The 15,834-nt window shown below is 58.5% G+C and carries 18 protein-coding genes; 17 read left to right on the top strand and 1 reads right to left on the bottom strand.

The window, feature by feature from the left end:
• Position 1: 1 nt before the first annotated feature.
• The 6 genes from SDD30_RS00850 to SDD30_RS00825 all read left to right on the top strand — a co-directional run bounded on the left by SDD30_RS00850 (position 2) and on the right by SDD30_RS00825 (position 5,744).
• Positions 2–268, top strand: a complete 267-nt coding sequence (locus SDD30_RS00850; protein WP_434073026.1) for a YggT family protein — start codon at positions 2–4, stop codon at positions 266–268.
• Positions 269–280: 12 nt separating this feature from the next.
• Positions 281–778, top strand: coding sequence for a DivIVA domain-containing protein (locus tag SDD30_RS00845; protein ID WP_434073025.1), 498 nt, complete (start codon positions 281–283; stop codon positions 776–778).
• 72 nt (positions 779–850) lie between these two features.
• Positions 851–3,643, top strand: coding sequence for an isoleucine--tRNA ligase (ileS, locus tag SDD30_RS00840; RefSeq protein ID WP_434073024.1), 2,793 nt, complete (start codon positions 851–853; stop codon positions 3,641–3,643).
• Between the two features lie 273 nt (positions 3,644–3,916).
• The gene (gene pduL, locus SDD30_RS00835) at positions 3,917–4,519 is read left to right on the top strand and encodes a phosphate propanoyltransferase (RefSeq protein ID WP_434073023.1); all 603 of its coding nucleotides are present in this window, start codon (positions 3,917–3,919) and stop codon (positions 4,517–4,519) included.
• A 154-nt stretch (positions 4,520–4,673) separates the two neighbouring features.
• Positions 4,674–4,982, top strand: a complete 309-nt coding sequence (locus SDD30_RS00830; RefSeq protein WP_434073127.1) for a DUF5665 domain-containing protein — start codon at positions 4,674–4,676, stop codon at positions 4,980–4,982.
• Positions 4,983–5,744 carry a TraR/DksA C4-type zinc finger protein gene (locus SDD30_RS00825; protein ID WP_434073022.1) on the top strand — a complete coding sequence of 254 codons (762 nt, stop codon included), beginning with the start codon at positions 4,983–4,985 and terminating at the stop codon, positions 5,742–5,744. It begins immediately after the preceding gene.
• Here the strand turns inward: SDD30_RS00825 and SDD30_RS00820 are convergent.
• Complete coding sequence (locus SDD30_RS00820) at positions 5,735–5,938, bottom strand: DUF1540 domain-containing protein (RefSeq protein WP_434073021.1); 204 nt, start codon at positions 5,936–5,938, stop codon at positions 5,735–5,737. The genes SDD30_RS00825 and SDD30_RS00820 overlap by 10 nt on opposite strands.
• 94 nt (positions 5,939–6,032) lie before the next feature.
• On the opposite strand from SDD30_RS00820, the gene thiD reads away from it, so the two are divergent.
• The 11 genes from thiD to SDD30_RS00765 all read left to right on the top strand — a co-directional run bounded on the left by thiD (position 6,033) and on the right by SDD30_RS00765 (position 15,711).
• Positions 6,033–6,827, top strand: a complete 795-nt coding sequence (gene thiD / locus SDD30_RS00815) for a bifunctional hydroxymethylpyrimidine kinase/phosphomethylpyrimidine kinase (RefSeq protein ID WP_434073020.1) — start codon at positions 6,033–6,035, stop codon at positions 6,825–6,827.
• A gap of 1 nt (position 6,828) precedes the next feature.
• Entirely contained in the window at positions 6,829–7,281 is a 453-nt protein-coding gene (gene lspA / locus SDD30_RS00810) for a signal peptidase II (RefSeq protein WP_434073019.1), read from the top strand.
• The gene (locus SDD30_RS00805) at positions 7,278–8,213 is read left to right on the top strand and encodes an RluA family pseudouridine synthase (protein ID WP_434073126.1); all 936 of its coding nucleotides are present in this window, start codon (positions 7,278–7,280) and stop codon (positions 8,211–8,213) included. The genes lspA and SDD30_RS00805 overlap by 4 nt, the downstream gene beginning before the upstream one ends.
• 6 nt (positions 8,214–8,219) lie before the next feature.
• Positions 8,220–8,474, top strand: coding sequence for a hypothetical protein (locus tag SDD30_RS00800; protein ID WP_434073018.1), 255 nt, complete (start codon positions 8,220–8,222; stop codon positions 8,472–8,474).
• Entirely contained in the window at positions 8,464–9,435 is a 972-nt protein-coding gene (locus tag SDD30_RS00795) for a DNA methyltransferase (protein WP_434073017.1), read from the top strand. Before SDD30_RS00800 ends, SDD30_RS00795 begins: the two co-directional genes overlap by 11 nt.
• A 2-nt stretch (positions 9,436–9,437) precedes the next feature.
• Positions 9,438–10,379 (top strand): AEC family transporter, encoded by a 942-nt coding sequence (locus SDD30_RS00790; protein ID WP_434073016.1) that lies wholly within the window; start codon positions 9,438–9,440, stop codon positions 10,377–10,379.
• A gap of 94 nt (positions 10,380–10,473) precedes the next feature.
• Positions 10,474–12,114: a hypothetical protein gene (locus SDD30_RS00785; protein ID WP_434073015.1), complete on the top strand. Its 1,641-nt coding sequence runs from the start codon at positions 10,474–10,476 to the stop codon at positions 12,112–12,114.
• A gap of 151 nt (positions 12,115–12,265) precedes the next feature.
• Complete coding sequence (locus SDD30_RS00780; RefSeq protein WP_434073125.1) at positions 12,266–13,156, top strand: ABC transporter ATP-binding protein; 891 nt, start codon at positions 12,266–12,268, stop codon at positions 13,154–13,156.
• A 125-nt stretch (positions 13,157–13,281) separates the two neighbouring features.
• The gene (locus SDD30_RS00775; RefSeq protein WP_434073014.1) at positions 13,282–14,049 is read left to right on the top strand and encodes an ABC transporter permease; all 768 of its coding nucleotides are present in this window, start codon (positions 13,282–13,284) and stop codon (positions 14,047–14,049) included.
• 193 nt (positions 14,050–14,242) lie between these two features.
• A complete protein-coding gene (locus tag SDD30_RS00770; RefSeq protein WP_434073124.1) occupies positions 14,243–14,407 on the top strand; it encodes a twin-arginine translocase TatA/TatE family subunit in 165 nt (54 codons plus the stop codon).
• Between the two features lie 260 nt (positions 14,408–14,667).
• On the top strand, positions 14,668–15,711 hold the full coding sequence (locus SDD30_RS00765; RefSeq protein WP_434073013.1) for a DUF1786 domain-containing protein: 1,044 nt from the start codon (positions 14,668–14,670) through the stop codon (positions 15,709–15,711).
• The last annotated feature ends 123 nt before the right edge of the window (positions 15,712–15,834 follow it).

The following is a 15,834-nucleotide window of genomic DNA, read 5'->3' as shown; positions in this document are numbered from 1 at the left end:
CATGCAGACCCTGGCAGTCCTGGTCCGGGTGGCCTTTGAGGTCTTAAACTGGCTGATTATCGCCCGGATCCTCATCTCATGGTTTCCCCATGATCCCGACAACGTGATAATGCGGTTTATCTATGAGATTACGGAGCCGGTGCTGGCTCCCTTTCGCCGCCTGATGCCGCGTACAACTATACCCATTGATTTTTCGCCCATTATCGCCGTCCTGGTTTTGCAACTGGTGGAGCGCCTGCTGATCACTTTTATTCTGCATATGGGTTAGGAGGCCGCCGAGGTGCTGACTCCCCTGGATATTAACAAAAAAGAGTTCCACCGCAGTTTTCGTGGTTATAGCTGTGAAGAGGTAGACGAATTCCTGGAGCAGATCCTGCGTGATTACGGCCAGGTTTACCGGGAAAACCAGGAATTACGGGAAAAAAACCAGCGCCTGAGTGAAGAAATGGAGCGATATACCCGCCTGGAGCAGACCCTGAAGGATTCCCTGGTCATGGCCCAGCAGACGGCCGATGCAATGCGTCAAAATGCCCAACGGGAAGCAGAATTGAAGATCCAGGAGGCGGAGAACCAGGCCCGGGAGATTTTAAACCAGGCCCGGCTCCAGGCGGAAAAGACCGAGCGTTATCAACAGGACCTGGAGGCCGGCACCAGGGCCTTTAAAATGCGCCTGCGCTCCCTCCTGCAGGCCCAGCTGGAACTTCTGGACAGTGAAGACCGGGCGGACGCCCAGGCCGCAGCGACGGCGGAGGAACAAGGGCACCAGGTAACGGCTTAACTTGACCCCGGCCGGCAGGGAAAGGTATAATTTGTAGGATAATCAAGGCCTTTAGAGGAGTTGCGAGCGTAAGTGGATTATAGTAAAACCCTGAATTTACCCCGCACTGATTTTCCCATGCGGGCTAACCTGCCCCAGCGGGAGCCAGAGATCCTCAAGTTCTGGGAGAAAAATGACATCTACGGCCAGGTCCAGGAGGCCAACAAGGGTAAGCCCAAGTTTATCCTCCACGACGGGCCGCCCTACGCCAACGGTCACCTGCACCTGGGACATACCCTGAATAAAATTCTCAAGGACATAATTGTTAAGTACCATTCCATGAACGGCTACGATGCCCCTTACGTGCCCGGGTGGGATACTCATGGCCTCCCCATTGAGCAACAGGCCATCAAAAACCTGGGTCTTAACCGGCATGCCGTCGATGTGGTGGAATTCCGTAACCGCTGCCGGGATTACGCCTTGAAGCATGTCAACATCCAGCGGGAAGAGTTCAAACGCCTGGGGGTACGTGGCGACTGGGAGCACCCCTACCTTACCCTGGAGCCGGAGTATGAGGCCATCCAGATCGGCGTTTTTGGCGAGATGGCCAAGAAAGGCTATATCTACAAGGGATTAAAACCGGTTTACTGGTGTACTGACTGTGAGACAGCCCTGGCCGAGGCCGAGGTGGAGTACGGTGAAGAGCGTTCGCCCTCTATTTATGTCAAATTCCCGGTAGTGGACGCCCGCGGTCTTTTTGAGCCCCAAAGGAGTTCCATTGTTATCTGGACCACCACCCCGTGGACCCTACCGGCCAACGTGGCCACCGCCCTGCATCCGGAGTTTAAGTATGTTCTGGTCCAGGTAGGGGAGGAGCGGCTCCTCATGGCTGCCGAACTCCACCGCCAGGTCCTGGAGCTCCTTGGCCTAAAGGATTATCAGGTGGTAGCCACCTTTAGCGGGAGCGAGCTGGAAGGAGTCATCTGCCGCAACCCCCTCATGGACCGGGATTCGGTAGTTATCCTGGGTGAACATGTTACCCTGGAGCAGGGCACCGGCTGCGTCCATACTGCCCCGGGCCACGGCCTGGAGGACTATGAGGTAGGTATGCGCTACCACCTGCCGGTGTTATCACCCCTGGACGATCAGGGCCGCTTTACCAGGGAAGGGGGCCAGTTCGCCGGGCTTTTTGTCGATGACGCCAACAAGGCCGTGGTCAAAGAACTGGAAAAGCGGGGCGCCCTTCTCCATTTTGGCTTTATCAAGCACCAGTACCCCCACTGCTGGCGCTGCAAGCACCCCATTCTCTTCCGGGCTACGGAACAGTGGTTCGCTTCCATCGAGGGTTTCCGGCAGCAGGCCCTGGCGGCTATTAAGGGGGTTAAATGGATCCCGGCCTGGGGCGAAGACCGGATTTATAACATGGTGGCCGACCGCAGTGACTGGTGTATCTCGCGCCAGCGTACCTGGGGGGTACCCATCCCCATTTTTTATTGTGCCAGCTGCGGCCGGGAGATCATCAACGACGCTACCATCAGCCATTTGCAGGAACTCTTCCGGGAGTACGGCTCCAACGTTTGGTTCGCCTGGGAAGCAGGGAAACTGGTACCGCCGGGGTTAAAGTGCCCGGAGTGCGGCAGCAAGGAATTCCGCAAAGAAACGGATATCATGGATGTCTGGTTTGATTCCGGTTCCAGCCACGCCGCTGTATTGACCACCCGGCCGGAGCTCGCCTGGCCGGCTGACCTCTACTTGGAGGGGAGCGATCAACACCGGGGCTGGTTTAATTCCTCCCTGTCGACAGCGGTGGCCACCAGGGGCCGCGCCCCCTACCGTCAGGTCTTGACCCACGGTTTTCTGGTGGATGAAGAGGGTCGCAAGATGTCCAAGTCCCTGGGTAACGGCATTGATCCAGCAGATGTAATCCGCCAGAAGGGGGCCGATGTCCTCCGCCTCTGGGTGGCCTCGGCCGACTACCGGCGCGATGTGGCGGCCTCGGAGAATATCATGCGCCAGATTACCGAGGCCTACCGGAAGGTCCGCAATACCTGCCGGTTCCTCCTGGCCAACCTGGCCGATTTTGACCCAGGTAAGGACCAGGTAGCCAGGGAAGATATGCTGGAGATCGATCGCTGGGCCATGGACCGCCTGCAACGCCTGACAGCCAGGGTTACCCGGGCCTACGACGATTATGAATTCCATGTGGTTTATCATAGCATCCACAACTACTGTGCCGTCGATTTAAGCGCCGTCTATCTAGATATAATTAAAGATCGCCTGTATACCTGGCCGGCAGCTTCCCGGGGCCGGCGCTCGGCCCAGACAATGCTTTATGAGGCCATTAATGTCTTGGTGCGTCTCCTCACCCCCATCCTGGCCTTTACGACGGAAGAGATCTGGCGCTACCTGCCAGCAGCCGGCGACAAGCCCTTCAGCGTCCAGCTGGCCGGTTGGCCCCGGGTCAAACCCGAGTTCCTGGATGATGAGCTGGCGAAAAAATGGGAGCGGCTCCTCCAGGTGCGGGATGGCGTCGCCCGGGCTCTGGAACGCGCCCGCCAGGAGCAGGACCTGGGCAACTCCCTGAATGCCGCCGTTCATCTTTACCCTGATGCCGTCCTGTACCAGTTCCTGCAACCAATGGCGGCGGAACTGGCAACCATTTTTATTGTCTCCCAGGCCACCCTGCACCGGCCGGAGGAGGATGCCCCGGACGGCAGCCTGGAGATACCGGAGATCCCGGGCCTCCGGGTGGACATTACCCGGGCACCGGGGGAAAAGTGCGAACGCTGCTGGATGGTCAGCGAAACGGTGGGGCAGGATCATACTCATCCCACCCTCTGCCACCGCTGCGCCAGCGTTCTGGAGGAGGCACCCATGGGGAGCTGACGCCCCCGCCACGAAACCACGAAAATATCTGGCTGAAGGGCTGGCGGATACAGGCGGAACACGAGTATGTTCGTGACGCCAGATACTTCCACGAAGCCGCGGTGAGGCGACGGTGAACGGGATGGGGATGAACCATAGAGGCCTGTACCGCATCAGTCTGCGGGAAGCTTACCATCCGGGTAAAAACGCCGGGTAAAAACGGCCCGCGGGACTTATAATAAGACCAGGTAACGTTCATCAGATAACTTTCAGGCGAAAGGATGGTCCGGCCCAGTGCTAACTTTTCGCGAGACGGACTTTTTGCCTGTCGAAGTACCTGTGGGCATCTCCAATCGCCATCTTCACCTCTGCCGGGAGGACCTGGAGGTCCTTTTCGGGCCTGGCTATGAGCTGACCGTCTACCGGGAACTCAGCCAGCCGGGGGAGTATGCTGCCCGGGAAACGGTCACCATTGTCGGTCCCCGGGGCGTCATCGAAGGAGTGCGGGTCCTGGGACCGGTACGCTCCCATTCCCAGGTGGAGATATCCATGACCGACGGTTTCCACCTGGGACTCAAACCCCCTGTGCGGGAGTCCGGCGACCTGGAGGGCACCCCGGGCATAGCAGTCGTCGGCCCGGCCGGGGCTCTAAATATGCCCCGGGGAGTCATCCTGGCTGCCCGCCACATCCATATGGAGGCCGGGCGGGCTGCAGAACTGCACCTCCATGACGACCAACGGGTTCAGGTCTGGGTGCCGGGTATAAGGGAGTTGATTTTGAGCAATGTAATCATCCGGGTGGGGGATGATTCCCGCTTGGAACTCCATTTGGATACTGACGAGGCCAATGCCGCCCTGGTGGCCGGCGGCGCCAAAGTAAAAATCCTGCGTCCCTGACGCGGGATTTTTGATTTAAGGCCGGGGATAGAGGGCAAGATATATGTTAAAGACGCCTATAATTCTGGTGCCGCACCGGTAGAAGGACGGGATAGGGATCATGTTGAGCCGGCAATGGGACGGCAACGACGGCTCCCTTGAAACCTGGCTGACTATGGGGTGTAAACTATTGAACGAAGTTGAACGGGGCGCATCTTACCTCGGCGATAAGATCCAGCAACTAATAACAACCATGGAAAAGGCCAACGTGGCCGAGTGGGTTGAACTCTACCGCCGGCCGGGGCGGCTGATATACTTGAACTTTGCCGCCGGCATCGCCCGGGGATTGGGTATTGCTGTCGGTTTCGCTATTTTGGGGGCTATTGTCATCTATATCATCCGCGAACTGGCCTTGCTGAACCTGCCGGTAATCGGCAAACTTATCGCCGAGATCGTACGCATGGTCCAGAAGGAAGTATATTAAATGCGAGGAGCTACGATCACTATGGACCAACACTCCCTGGAGCATTTCCGCCAGAAGCTGCTGGCCGAAAAGGCGCACCTGGAAGAGCAGCTCGATTCCCTTAATAGCGGCGGCTTGCGGGAATCCCTATTTGACGCCACCCAGGAACTCTCCCGCTATGACAATCACCCCGGGGACCTGGGCACTGAGGTCTTTGAGCGCAGTAAAGACCGGGCCCTGCGGGATAACGTTCAGATCCAGCTACAGAAGATTGAGGACGCCCTCCGGAGTATGGAGGAAAGTACCTACGGCTACTGCCGCCGCTGCGGCCGGGAGATTCCCCGGGAACGTTTGGAGGCTATCCCGGAAACTACCCTCTGCCTGGCATGCCGCCAGGAGATGGAAGGGGAGGGGGATAAGGACTCCCGCCCGGTGGAGGAGGCTGTTATCCTGCCGCCCTTTGGCGGCCAGACTACAGATCCCCACCAGAAGCATCCCGATGAAGAGGAGGCAGTGGAGTATGATGGGGAAGACGTATGGCAGGAACTGGGCCGGACCATTGAACATGCCGCCGAAGCCCGGAGCGGTTCCTACTTTGGCCCCCTGGATCTGGATGAGGACCAGGACGCCGTCGAAGCAGTAGATAATATCCCCTATTTCCGGGGTGCCGACGGCGTGTTTTATGAAGATACCGGGGCCTACATCGATGACGAAGGCTCCCCGGAGGAAAAAGTCATTGGTGATGCTGGCTGGGACCGGGTAAGGCAGGAATCTCAATCATAGGGCAGGGTTTCCAGGGTGTCGTTGGCTTTGCCGTAGGAGAAAATGGTAGTAGTATCTTCCCCCGGCAACTGGCGCTCGAAGTCACCGCAATTAGTGTCCAGGCCGTTCCGGGTAACGTGGATGGTATCCAGCCGGCAGAAGCCGCTGCCGTCATGATGGATACAAAAATCGACTTCACAGGGTATCCGGGTCATCAACAATCGCCTCCCAGGTGCTAGTTGTTGCAAAATATAGTTTACCCCCACAGGTTATCATGGTATGATAAGAAAATGAATGGGGGTAAAGCCGATGGATAAAGCCCTGACCATTGCCGGTTCCGATTCCGGCGGCGGTGCCGGCATCGAGGCCGACCTGAAGACCTTTGCTGCCCTGCGGGTCTATGGCACCTGCGTCATCACCTCAGTAACGGCCCAGAACACCCTGGGGGTGCAAGGGGTCTTTGACCTGCCGCCGGAGTTTGTCGGCCGCCAGCTGGACTCCGTCTTAAGTGATATCGGCGCTGACGCTGTTAAAACCGGCATGCTGGCCAACAGCGGTATTATTGAAGTAGTGGCCGCTAAAGTCCGGGAGTATGGCCTGAAAAAGCTGGTCATTGACCCGGTTATGGTAGCGAAAAGCGGCGACCTCCTCCTGGCCCGGGAAGCACGCCAGGCCCTGAAGGAGAAGCTGCTGCCCCTGGCCCTGGTCATTACACCCAACTTGGACGAGGCCAGGGTATTAACCGGGAGGGAAATAAGTAATGAAGAAGAAATGGCTGCTGCCGCCAGGGAGCTCTATGACCTGGGTGTTCCCTATGTAGTGATTAAGGGCGGCCATCTGACTGGAGCGGCGACGGATATTCTCTTTGACGGCCAAGAAATTCGCACCTTTACTACCCCGCGGTTGGATAACCGTCATACCCATGGGACCGGCTGTACTTTCTCGGCAGCCCTGGCGGCGTTCCTGGCCCGGGAACTGCCGGTACCAGAGGCGGTAGCTGGAGCTAAGGATTATATTACCCGGGCGATCCGGCAGGCCCGGGCCATCGGCCAGGGTTACGGTCCGGTCCATCACCTGGTGGATTATTACTCCTGGGGGGATTAGCTTGCCCTTCTTACTGCTGGTAGTGCTGGTTCTGGCCGTCGATCAGGTGAGCAAGTACCTGATTCGCACTAATTTCCAGCCCAACCAGAGCCTGCCGGTGATCGGGTCTATTTTTCACCTGACCTATGTCCACAATCCCGGGGCGGCCTTTGGTCTGCTGGCCAACAAGACCCAGGTCTTTATCGGGGTCACTGTGCTGGTGGCGATCATCATCCTGGCTGCTTATCGTTACCTGCCGCCGGACAGGCCCTTGTTGCGCCTGGCCCTGGCTCTGATGCTCGGAGGCGCCCTGGGTAACCTGCTGGACCGCCTGCGTTTTGGTTATGTGGTTGATTTTCTGGACCTGCGCATCTGGCCGGTCTTTAACCTGGCCGATATGGCCATTGTCGCCGGGGTCATTATCCTTTGCTGGCAGCTCCTGCTGCCGGCCGGGGAGCAGGGAAGGGAACCGTGACCGGGGAACGGGAAGTAGTGGTGCCCCTGGAGGCCAAGGGCGAGCGCCTGGATGCCTGGTTGGCCGGGGTGATGCCGGAGGTATCTCGTTCCCGGGTGCAGCAGCTCCTGGAGGCCGGGGAGATAACCCTGGTCGAAGGGAGTCTCCTGAAGGCCAACTACCGCCTGCGGGGTGGCGAGAGGATTCAAGTGCGGCTGCCGGAACCGGCCCGGCTGGAGGTCAAGCCCGAAGCCATTCCTTTAGACGTCCTCTATGAAGACGAGGATATCATCGTCGTCAACAAACCCCAGGGGATGGTCGTCCACCCGGCGCCGGGGAGCGAGCAGGGTACCCTGGTGAACGCCCTTTTATATCACTGCCGGGACCTGTCGGGGATTAACGGCGTCCTGCGGCCGGGCATCGTCCACCGCTTGGATAAGGATACTTCCGGCATCCTGGTAGCGGCAAAAAATGATAACGCCCACCGCGGCCTGGCAGCCCAGATTAAAGACCACAGCGTGAAAAGAGTTTACCTGGCCCTGGTTTACGGGACGGTGGCGGAACCAGCAGGCCGGGTCGAGGCGCCCATCGGCCGTCACCCCGTCGACCGGCTGCGGATGGCTGTGACCCGGAAAAACTCCCGCCCGGCCGTTACCCATTACCGGGTAGTAGAGCATTTTCCCGAGCATACACTCCTGGAGGCGCGCCTGGAAACAGGACGTACCCACCAGATCCGCGTTCATATGGCCTTCATCGGCCACCCGGTAGTCGGCGATCCTAAATACGGCCCCCGGCGGTGCCCCTTTAATGTACCCGGGCAGCTCCTCCATGCCGGTTGTCTGGGTTTTGTTCACCCTGTACGTGGCGATTACCTGGAATTTACCACACCACCGCCGGCGATTTTTTTACAGGTCCTGAACCAGCTGCGCCGGGAGAAAACGGGAGAGGGATAGCTAGCAATGATAGGGGAATGGGTAACTATTGCCATCCGGGACGCCATCGAGGCCCAGTTGATTAAAGGCCTACTCGAATCTTCGGGCTTTCTGGTCCGCTTGCAGGCCGAACCCCTGGGCAAGGTTTATGGTTTAACTGTAAGTCCCATGGGTATGGTCCTGGTCCAGGTGCCGGCGCCGGTAGCCAAACAGGCCCGGTCCCTCCTGGCGGCTGAGAGCGGGGATTCTGCCGGCGAAAGCGAGACATCCCATGGCGGGTAAACTCCAGAACCGGCTGAACGATCTCGACGGCCGGGAGTGGCTCTACTGGACCGACACCCTCTATATCACCGCCTACCCTCCTGATGCCACCCATCCTTTGCGTAAAAAACACGGCGCCATGAAACCCCCGGAGGTCATGGCGGAGATTATCCGTTTTTTTACCAAGAAGGGGGAACTGGTGCTTGATCCCTTCGCCGGGGTCGGGGGAACCCTCTTGGGAGCGGCCCTGACTGGCCGGCCCAGCCTGGGCTTTGAACTTGACCCTCGCTGGGTGGATATCTACCGGACCATTCAGAGGGATTTTGTCGTCGCTGATGGTATGTTCCGCCGCCGGGATGAAGTAATAACCGGTGGGGAGACCATCACCAGCAGGTCTATCGACGGGGAGATGCGCCAGGGTGATTGCCTGGAGCTGCTGCGGCAGTTGGCGGCGGAATCGATAGCTGCAGTTATTACCGATCCACCTTATGGTATAAACCACGGGGCACGAGGGTTTCCCCACGAGACGAATTTTAATATGACTGCTGCTATCCCTGCCGTCAGGCCCTGCAGTCGGGCGCATACGGCTGCCTCTAATATAGAGACAACCGATCCCGGCACCAGGCGGCCAGACTTGCTGGCTCATTCGTTAACCTCTCATATAGCGACCGCCGACCTGGGCCAGGCCCCGGACCTGGTCTCTTTTCTCGAACGCCTGCAGGTGATAGGAGGCGAGATCCACCGTGTCCTCCAGCCCGGCCGCTACCTGGTGATACTGGTGGGGGATCGCTACCAGCGGGGGGAATACGTACCCCTGGGCTTCCTGGTAGCCCAGGCCCTGCGCCAGGTGGGGTTTAAATTTAAAGGGGTGAGGATCTGGTCCAACAAAGCCACCCGCCGGCCTTTAAAACCCTACGCCGTTAAATCCGTTTTTGTCCCCAACATCACCCACCAGAATATCCTCATCCTACGGAAGGAATGAACATGCAGGAGCTATTATCGGTCGGGGTGCAGGTAGGGGCCCTCTTTTTCTTTGTCGCCCTGGGCTTCCTGGGGCGGCGCCGGCAAATCCTTAATACCCAGGGCGATAAGGTGATCTCGGACATTATCTTTTACTTCACTATGCCGGCCCTGACTGTCACCTCCATGAACTTGAAGGTCTCAGCGGCGGAATTGACCAATGCCTGGCTCATTCTGGCGGCCTCCCTGATCCTGGTTTTACTTTCCTACGTTTTGACCATCCTGGTGGCGGCCGCCTTGCACCTGTCCCCCCGGACGGCTTTTGCCTTTCAATTCGCCACCGCCTTTGGCAATGTAGCCTACCTGGGTTTCCCGGTAGCCTACATCCTCTTTGGCCGGCTGGGGATTTTCTATGCCGCCATGTACGCCCTGGGCCATAACCTCCTTTTCTGGACCCTGGGGGTCTGGCTGATGCAGGATCACGGCCAGCAGAAGACCCTGGACTGGCGCCAGATTTTTAATATCAACGTTTTGGCCATTGTCCTGGGCTTCGCCCTGGCCCTCCTCCGCTGGCAGATTCCGGAGCTAATCTTCCATCCCCTGGACAGCCTGGGCCAGGCCACGGTGCCCCTGGCCCTCCTCCTGGTGGGCTCCATGCTGGCCGAGTCACCCTTGGGCACCCTGGCGGGCAATAAGATCGTCTACCTGATGACTATTATCAGGTTGCTAATTTTCCCGGCCCTGGCTCTTCTGGTAATGGTTCTGTTACCATCCTGGGATAAAATGGCACGCTCCCTGATTATCATCCAGATGGCCATGCCGGCGGCAGCCATCGCCCCGGCGGTAGCCCGGAAGTATGACGGCGACTACAATCTGGTTTCCGAAGGGGTCGTAGCCACTACTTTGCTTTCCCTGTTAACCATACCCCTGTGGGCTTGGTTAGTAAATTACCAAATAATGACATAAAAAGTCATTTTTCTAGCAGGAAAAAGCTGGATGGGTGTCAAATATTACCTGGTAATTAATGGTTAACCCTAAAAACCAGGAAGAGGTGACACTCGTGGCCAAAAAACCGAAAAATGTACCGGCACCCAAGATAACCAAAGTTAAGGTGATGGGGAGAATAGATTCCCTCACGGATCTGCTGAAACTGCGCTTGTTTGAGTACTCGCCCCAGGCTGTAGACGAACTGGTGGCTGAAGCCAGGCAGCGCCTGCTTCCCAACCAGCTGCCGGCCAAGGTGCAAAAAAACGTCAATCGCTGTTTGACCAAAAACCCCTGCTTTCGCAGTGAGGGCAAGGGCCTCTGGTGCCTGCGCCTGGACGGCCTGAAGGATAACGACGCCGGCCACCGGGTCCTCCAGGCCCACGGCGATGCCCTGCGCCTGCATGAGATCAACCAGGAATTAAAAGAAGCAGGGAAACCGGAGATACCGGGAGAGCAGAAGCTGGTAGCCGACGGGCGTTTTATCAGGCTTAAAGATGGCCGTTGGGGCTTGATTCACTGGTCTTATATCGAACCGGAATCGGCGGCAGAGGTGGAGAAGGGGCAGAAGGAAGTTGCAGCAGCGACAGCCGGGGCGGTTACCGGGAAGAATGCCCCCGGGAATAATCAGGTAACGGCGGCCGCACCGGCGGCCGCAACAAACGGTAAACCGGCTGCGGTAGCAGCAACAGCGGCGCCTGCCCCTAACGGTAAACTTTTAGCCGTATCCCCCCACAGCAATGAAGTTGATCTATCAGCATCGGGGGTGCCCTCTACCGGGGCTAAACCTTCTTTGACTATCCCGGCGGCAAACCCTGCCAATGACAAAAAGGCCATGGCGGCCGCGGCAACAAATTCTACCAGTAGTAAATCCGGTTTTATAGCTCCAGCGCCGGTTTCTCTGTCGGCCGAAAGATCCGGATCTAACCCGGCCATTACCGGAGCACCTATCCTGCCCCTGGCCAGACCCGTCCCGGCCGGTGAACAGGATATTAAAGATACCGATTTTTGGGACAAGCTCTTTCCCCTTAAACATACCGGCGAGAAAGCGACGCCGGCATCCCCGACGAGGTTAACACCGGCTACTGCCCGGGAAAACAGGGAAGGTCCGGTCTGGGAAGAGATAGCCGCCGGGGCCGAAGCGGCCAGCCTTTCCCTGGACACAGGCCGGTCGAGCTGGGCGCCCAAGGAGTTCAGTTTGATTAACGGTGGTAAGTCCGGTTCTAGCCGTTCGGGGGAAGCCAGGGACGCCGAAAGGGAGAAGCAGCAGCAGGAAATCGCGGACCTACGACAGGAAAATAAAAACCTCCTGGGGGATCTGGAGAAGCTTCACCGGCGCAAAGAGGAGCTGCGCCAGGAATTGACCCAATTGGAGGAACAGCTGGTCAACCTGCGGGTAGAACGGGATACCCTGAAGAAGCGGGTGAGCCACCTGGAGACGCGCCTGATGCAGCTCCAGGGTACTTTGAATAAAACCGTCAGCGACGCCCAGGCGGAGCAGTCGCGCCTGAAGCAGCAACTGCGGGAGCAGGAATACCGCCTCCAAACTACCCTTATCGCCAACGAGGACCTGGAAAGGACGGTGGCCGACCTGCAAAAAGAACGCCAGGATTTAAAGCGCCGGCTGTCCTTCTGGCCGGTTCGCCTGGCCCTGCGCCTGGCCACCCTCCTGGGCTTCAGCCTGCCCCGGGAAAAAGCCCGAGCTTATGGGCGCTAGGGTGTTTGGAAACCAGGAATGGGCCAGGCTGCCGGATCTTGCTAATAGAGGCAGGCATGGCTTATAATAGTGGTAAATTCTTACCCCGAAGCATCGGGGTATTTTTGTGGGGGGCGCACCAGTGACCGAGGTTGTCCGGGCACGAGGCCTGATGAAAAAGTATAATGGTTTTACGGCTGTTAAAGGGATAGACTTCGACGTCCGTCCGGGTGAATGCTTCGGTTTCCTGGGGCCCAACGGCGCCGGGAAGACCACGACCATCAAAATGCTCTGCTGTTTCACCCCGGTTACCAGGGGTACCCTGGAGGTCCTGGGGCACGATGCCCGCCGACAACCACGGGAGATTAAGGCCCGGCTGGGGGTGGTGCCCCAGGAGGATAATTTAGATCCAGAATTGACGGTGGCGGAGAACCTGCTCCTTTATGCCGGTTACTTTGACCTGCCCCGGGCGGTGGCCCAGGAGCGGGTAGAGGAACTACTGGCCTTTGCCGGCCTGGAGGAAAAGGCAGGGGTAGCAGTCGAGCACCTCTCTGGCGGGATGAAGCGGCGCCTGGCTATCGCCCGGGGGCTGATTAACAGGCCGCAACTCCTTATCCTGGACGAGCCCACCACCGGCCTGGACCCGGAGGCGCGGCACCTGGTGTGGGAAAAAATGCGCCAGCTGAAGGCCGGCGGCGTGACCCTGATTCTCACCACCCATTACCTGGAAGAGGCGGCCCAGCTCTGTGACCGCCTGGTGATCATGGACCAGGGCGTAATCCTGGATGAAGGGGCGCCGCGGGAGCTAGTGGAGCACCATGTCGGCCGGGAGGTCCTGGAACTGGCGCCGGTGAACGGCAGGGCCGGAGAGATTTTACCCCTGGTGGCCGGGGAGATCCTGGCCTACCACACCATTGGCCAAACCCTGTATTTATATACCAGCAACGGCCGCCGCCTCTGGCGGCAGGTACAGGGCCTCGACGGCAACTTTAGCCACCAGGCCCTGCGGCCGGCTACCCTGGAGGATGTCTTTTTGAAACTGACAGGAAGAAATCTTTCTTAAGAAGCCCCTCATGGGGGCTGTCGCCCCCGCCACAAAATTATGAAAATGCTGGCTGAAGGGCTGGCGAGTACAGGCGGAAGGCGACTTGGTCCGAGGCGTAGAACCATATTTTCGGAGGGGAACGTATGCAGATAGATATCTCCTATCGTGCCTGGAAGGTCTTCTGGCGCGACTTTGTCGTCTTTCGTAAGACCTGGCTGACCAACATCATGTTTAATTTCCTGGAGCCCCTCCTCTACCTGGCGGCCATGGGCTACGGCATGGGTTACTATATCCCGGCCATCCAGGGAATGACCTACCTCCAGTTCCTGGCCCCGGGCCTGATCGCCTCCTCGGCCATGTGGGCCACGGCCTCCGAATGTACCTACGACAGCTTTGTCCGGATGAAGTTTCAGAAGACCTACCACGCCATTGTCGCCACACCGGTGAACCTGGATGAAGTAGTGGTGGGTGAGATGCTCTTTGGAACCTTTAAAAGCGTCCTCTACGGTTCAATAATCCTGCTGGTTATTTTTCTCCTGGGCCTGGTGCCCTCGCCGGCAGCCCTGTTGGTATTGCCGGTTCTGGTCTTATGTGGCCTGGCTTTCGCCGAATTGGGGATGATATGGACTGGCCTGGTGCCGAAGATCGATACCTTTAGCTACTTTTTCACCCTGATCATCACGCCTATGTTCCTTTTTGCCGGGGTTTTCTTTCCCCTGGATGCCATGCCGGTGTTTGTCCAACGCCTGGCCTGGCTAATTCCCCTTTACCATGTAGTCGAACTGGTGCGGCCCCTGGTCCTGGGGCAGTTGAGCTGGTCCCTTCTGGGACACGTGGCTTGGTTGGTCGTCTTTATTGCTATTTGCTTTTACCCTCCCATTTACCTCCTGCGCCGGCGGTTGGATGGCTGAACTGGCGCCACCGCGGTTTTAACATGCCGGGAACCCTCGTCGCATCATTGCGGAGCAGTTTTCCGGTCCATCTCTGGACCAGTAATTTTCGCCTTGCCCGGGATAAATCGCTATCCGGCGCCAAAACTTGTCCCCGGTTGAAGGATGTGCTATCCTTAGTTAAAGGAAATTTAGACAGGGGGCAATCACCATTATTACCTTCGGTACACTCTTTAGTCCCTACGCCTGGGTGCTTGTTATCGGCGCTGCCCTAGTGATCTTTGGCCCGAAGAAACTGCCGGAAATCGGCCGGGGCCTGGGCCGGACGGTCAAAGAGTTTAAGAAAGGCCTGGATCAGGACGAAAGGGATAAGCAATAATAGGCGATACAAAAGGTGCTAGAAGGAACTACCCAGACCACCGCCGGTTTTAGCCGCTCGCGCGTTATACGCCATTAGTATGGCGTAACCTGGCCAGCTGTATTGGCCCGCCGGACTGCGCTATAAGGTTGACCGGCCAGGCAAGTTGATTAATTACCTGGAAGGTACGAGAAGCCAATCAAGGATATTAAATAAGCAGTATCACAGACCGACGATAATGAGAGATAGTAAGGAATAAGGGCTATGTGGGAGGTCTAATCGTGCTCAACCGACCCTTGCTGGCCATTGATATCGGCGGCGGTACCCAGGATATTCTCCTGTACCGCCCGGACCAGCCTCTGGAGAACTGCGTCCAGCTTACCCTGCCCTCACCGACGGTCATTTGCGGCCGCCGGGTGGAGGCGGCTACAGCCGCCCGCCGGGATGTTTTTCTCACCGGCCACCTCATGGGCGGCGGTTACCTGGTGGGCGCCCTGCGCCGGCACCTGGCCGCCGGCTGCCAAGCCTATGCTACCGCGACGGCAGCCCGGACGGTCTATGACGACCTGGAACGGGTGCGCCAGCTGGGGATAGTCATAACTGACCGGCCGCCGGAGGACGCCGAGCTGATCAAAACCGGCGATGTGGACCTGGCCACCCTGGCCGGGAGCCTGGCACCCTACGGGGTAAAACTGCCGGGAGAGGTGGCCATCGCCGTCCTGGATCATGGTGAGGCACCAAAGGGCAGCAGCGACCGCGTTTTCCGCTTTCAACACTGGCAGCGCTTTGTCACCGGGGGCGGGCGCCTGGCGGACCTCCTCTACCGGGAACCGCCGGCCTACCTCACCCGCATGCTGGCCGTCCGGGAGCAGGCCCCTGGTGCCTGGCTCATGGACACCGGGGCGGCTGCCCTGTGGGGTGCCCTGGAAGATGCCCGGGTGGCGGCCCGCCGGGAGGAAGGCCTAATTATCGTTAACTGCGGCAACCAGCACACCATCGGCGTTCTGGTCCAGGGACAGCGGGTGCTGGGGCTCTTCGAGCATCACACCAGCTGCCTCAGCGGCCACAAACTGGCCGCCTTTGTCGCGAAGCTGCGGTCCGGGGAGCTGACCAACGAAGAGATCTTGAACGACGGCGGCCACGGCTGCTATATTGCCCCCTCCTACCAGCCGGGGGATGGTTTCCGCTTTGTGGCCGTGACGGGACCCCAACGCCGCCTGACTATCCACGAGGATTACTACTGGGCCGCCCCCCATGGCAATATGATGCTCAGCGGCTGCTTCGGCCTGATAGCAGCCGTAGCGGGGGTGAAAATTAACCCTTGACAGGAGACAGGCTATGGTCTAATATATCCCAGAAGGTCCTTTTAAGTTAGTCCGGCGAGGCTAGCAAGGGAGTAGGGAACCGAAACTCGTGGTACGCTAAGCCTGCGCCAGCAAAGAGCGCAG

Source organism: Moorella naiadis (nom. illeg.) (genome assembly GCF_051020825.1).
GTDB lineage: Bacteria > Bacillota > DSM-521 > Neomoorellales > Neomoorellaceae > Neomoorella > Neomoorella naiadis.
Note: the sequence above shows the minus strand (reverse complement) of the source record. Positions and strands in the feature narration are given on the sequence as shown.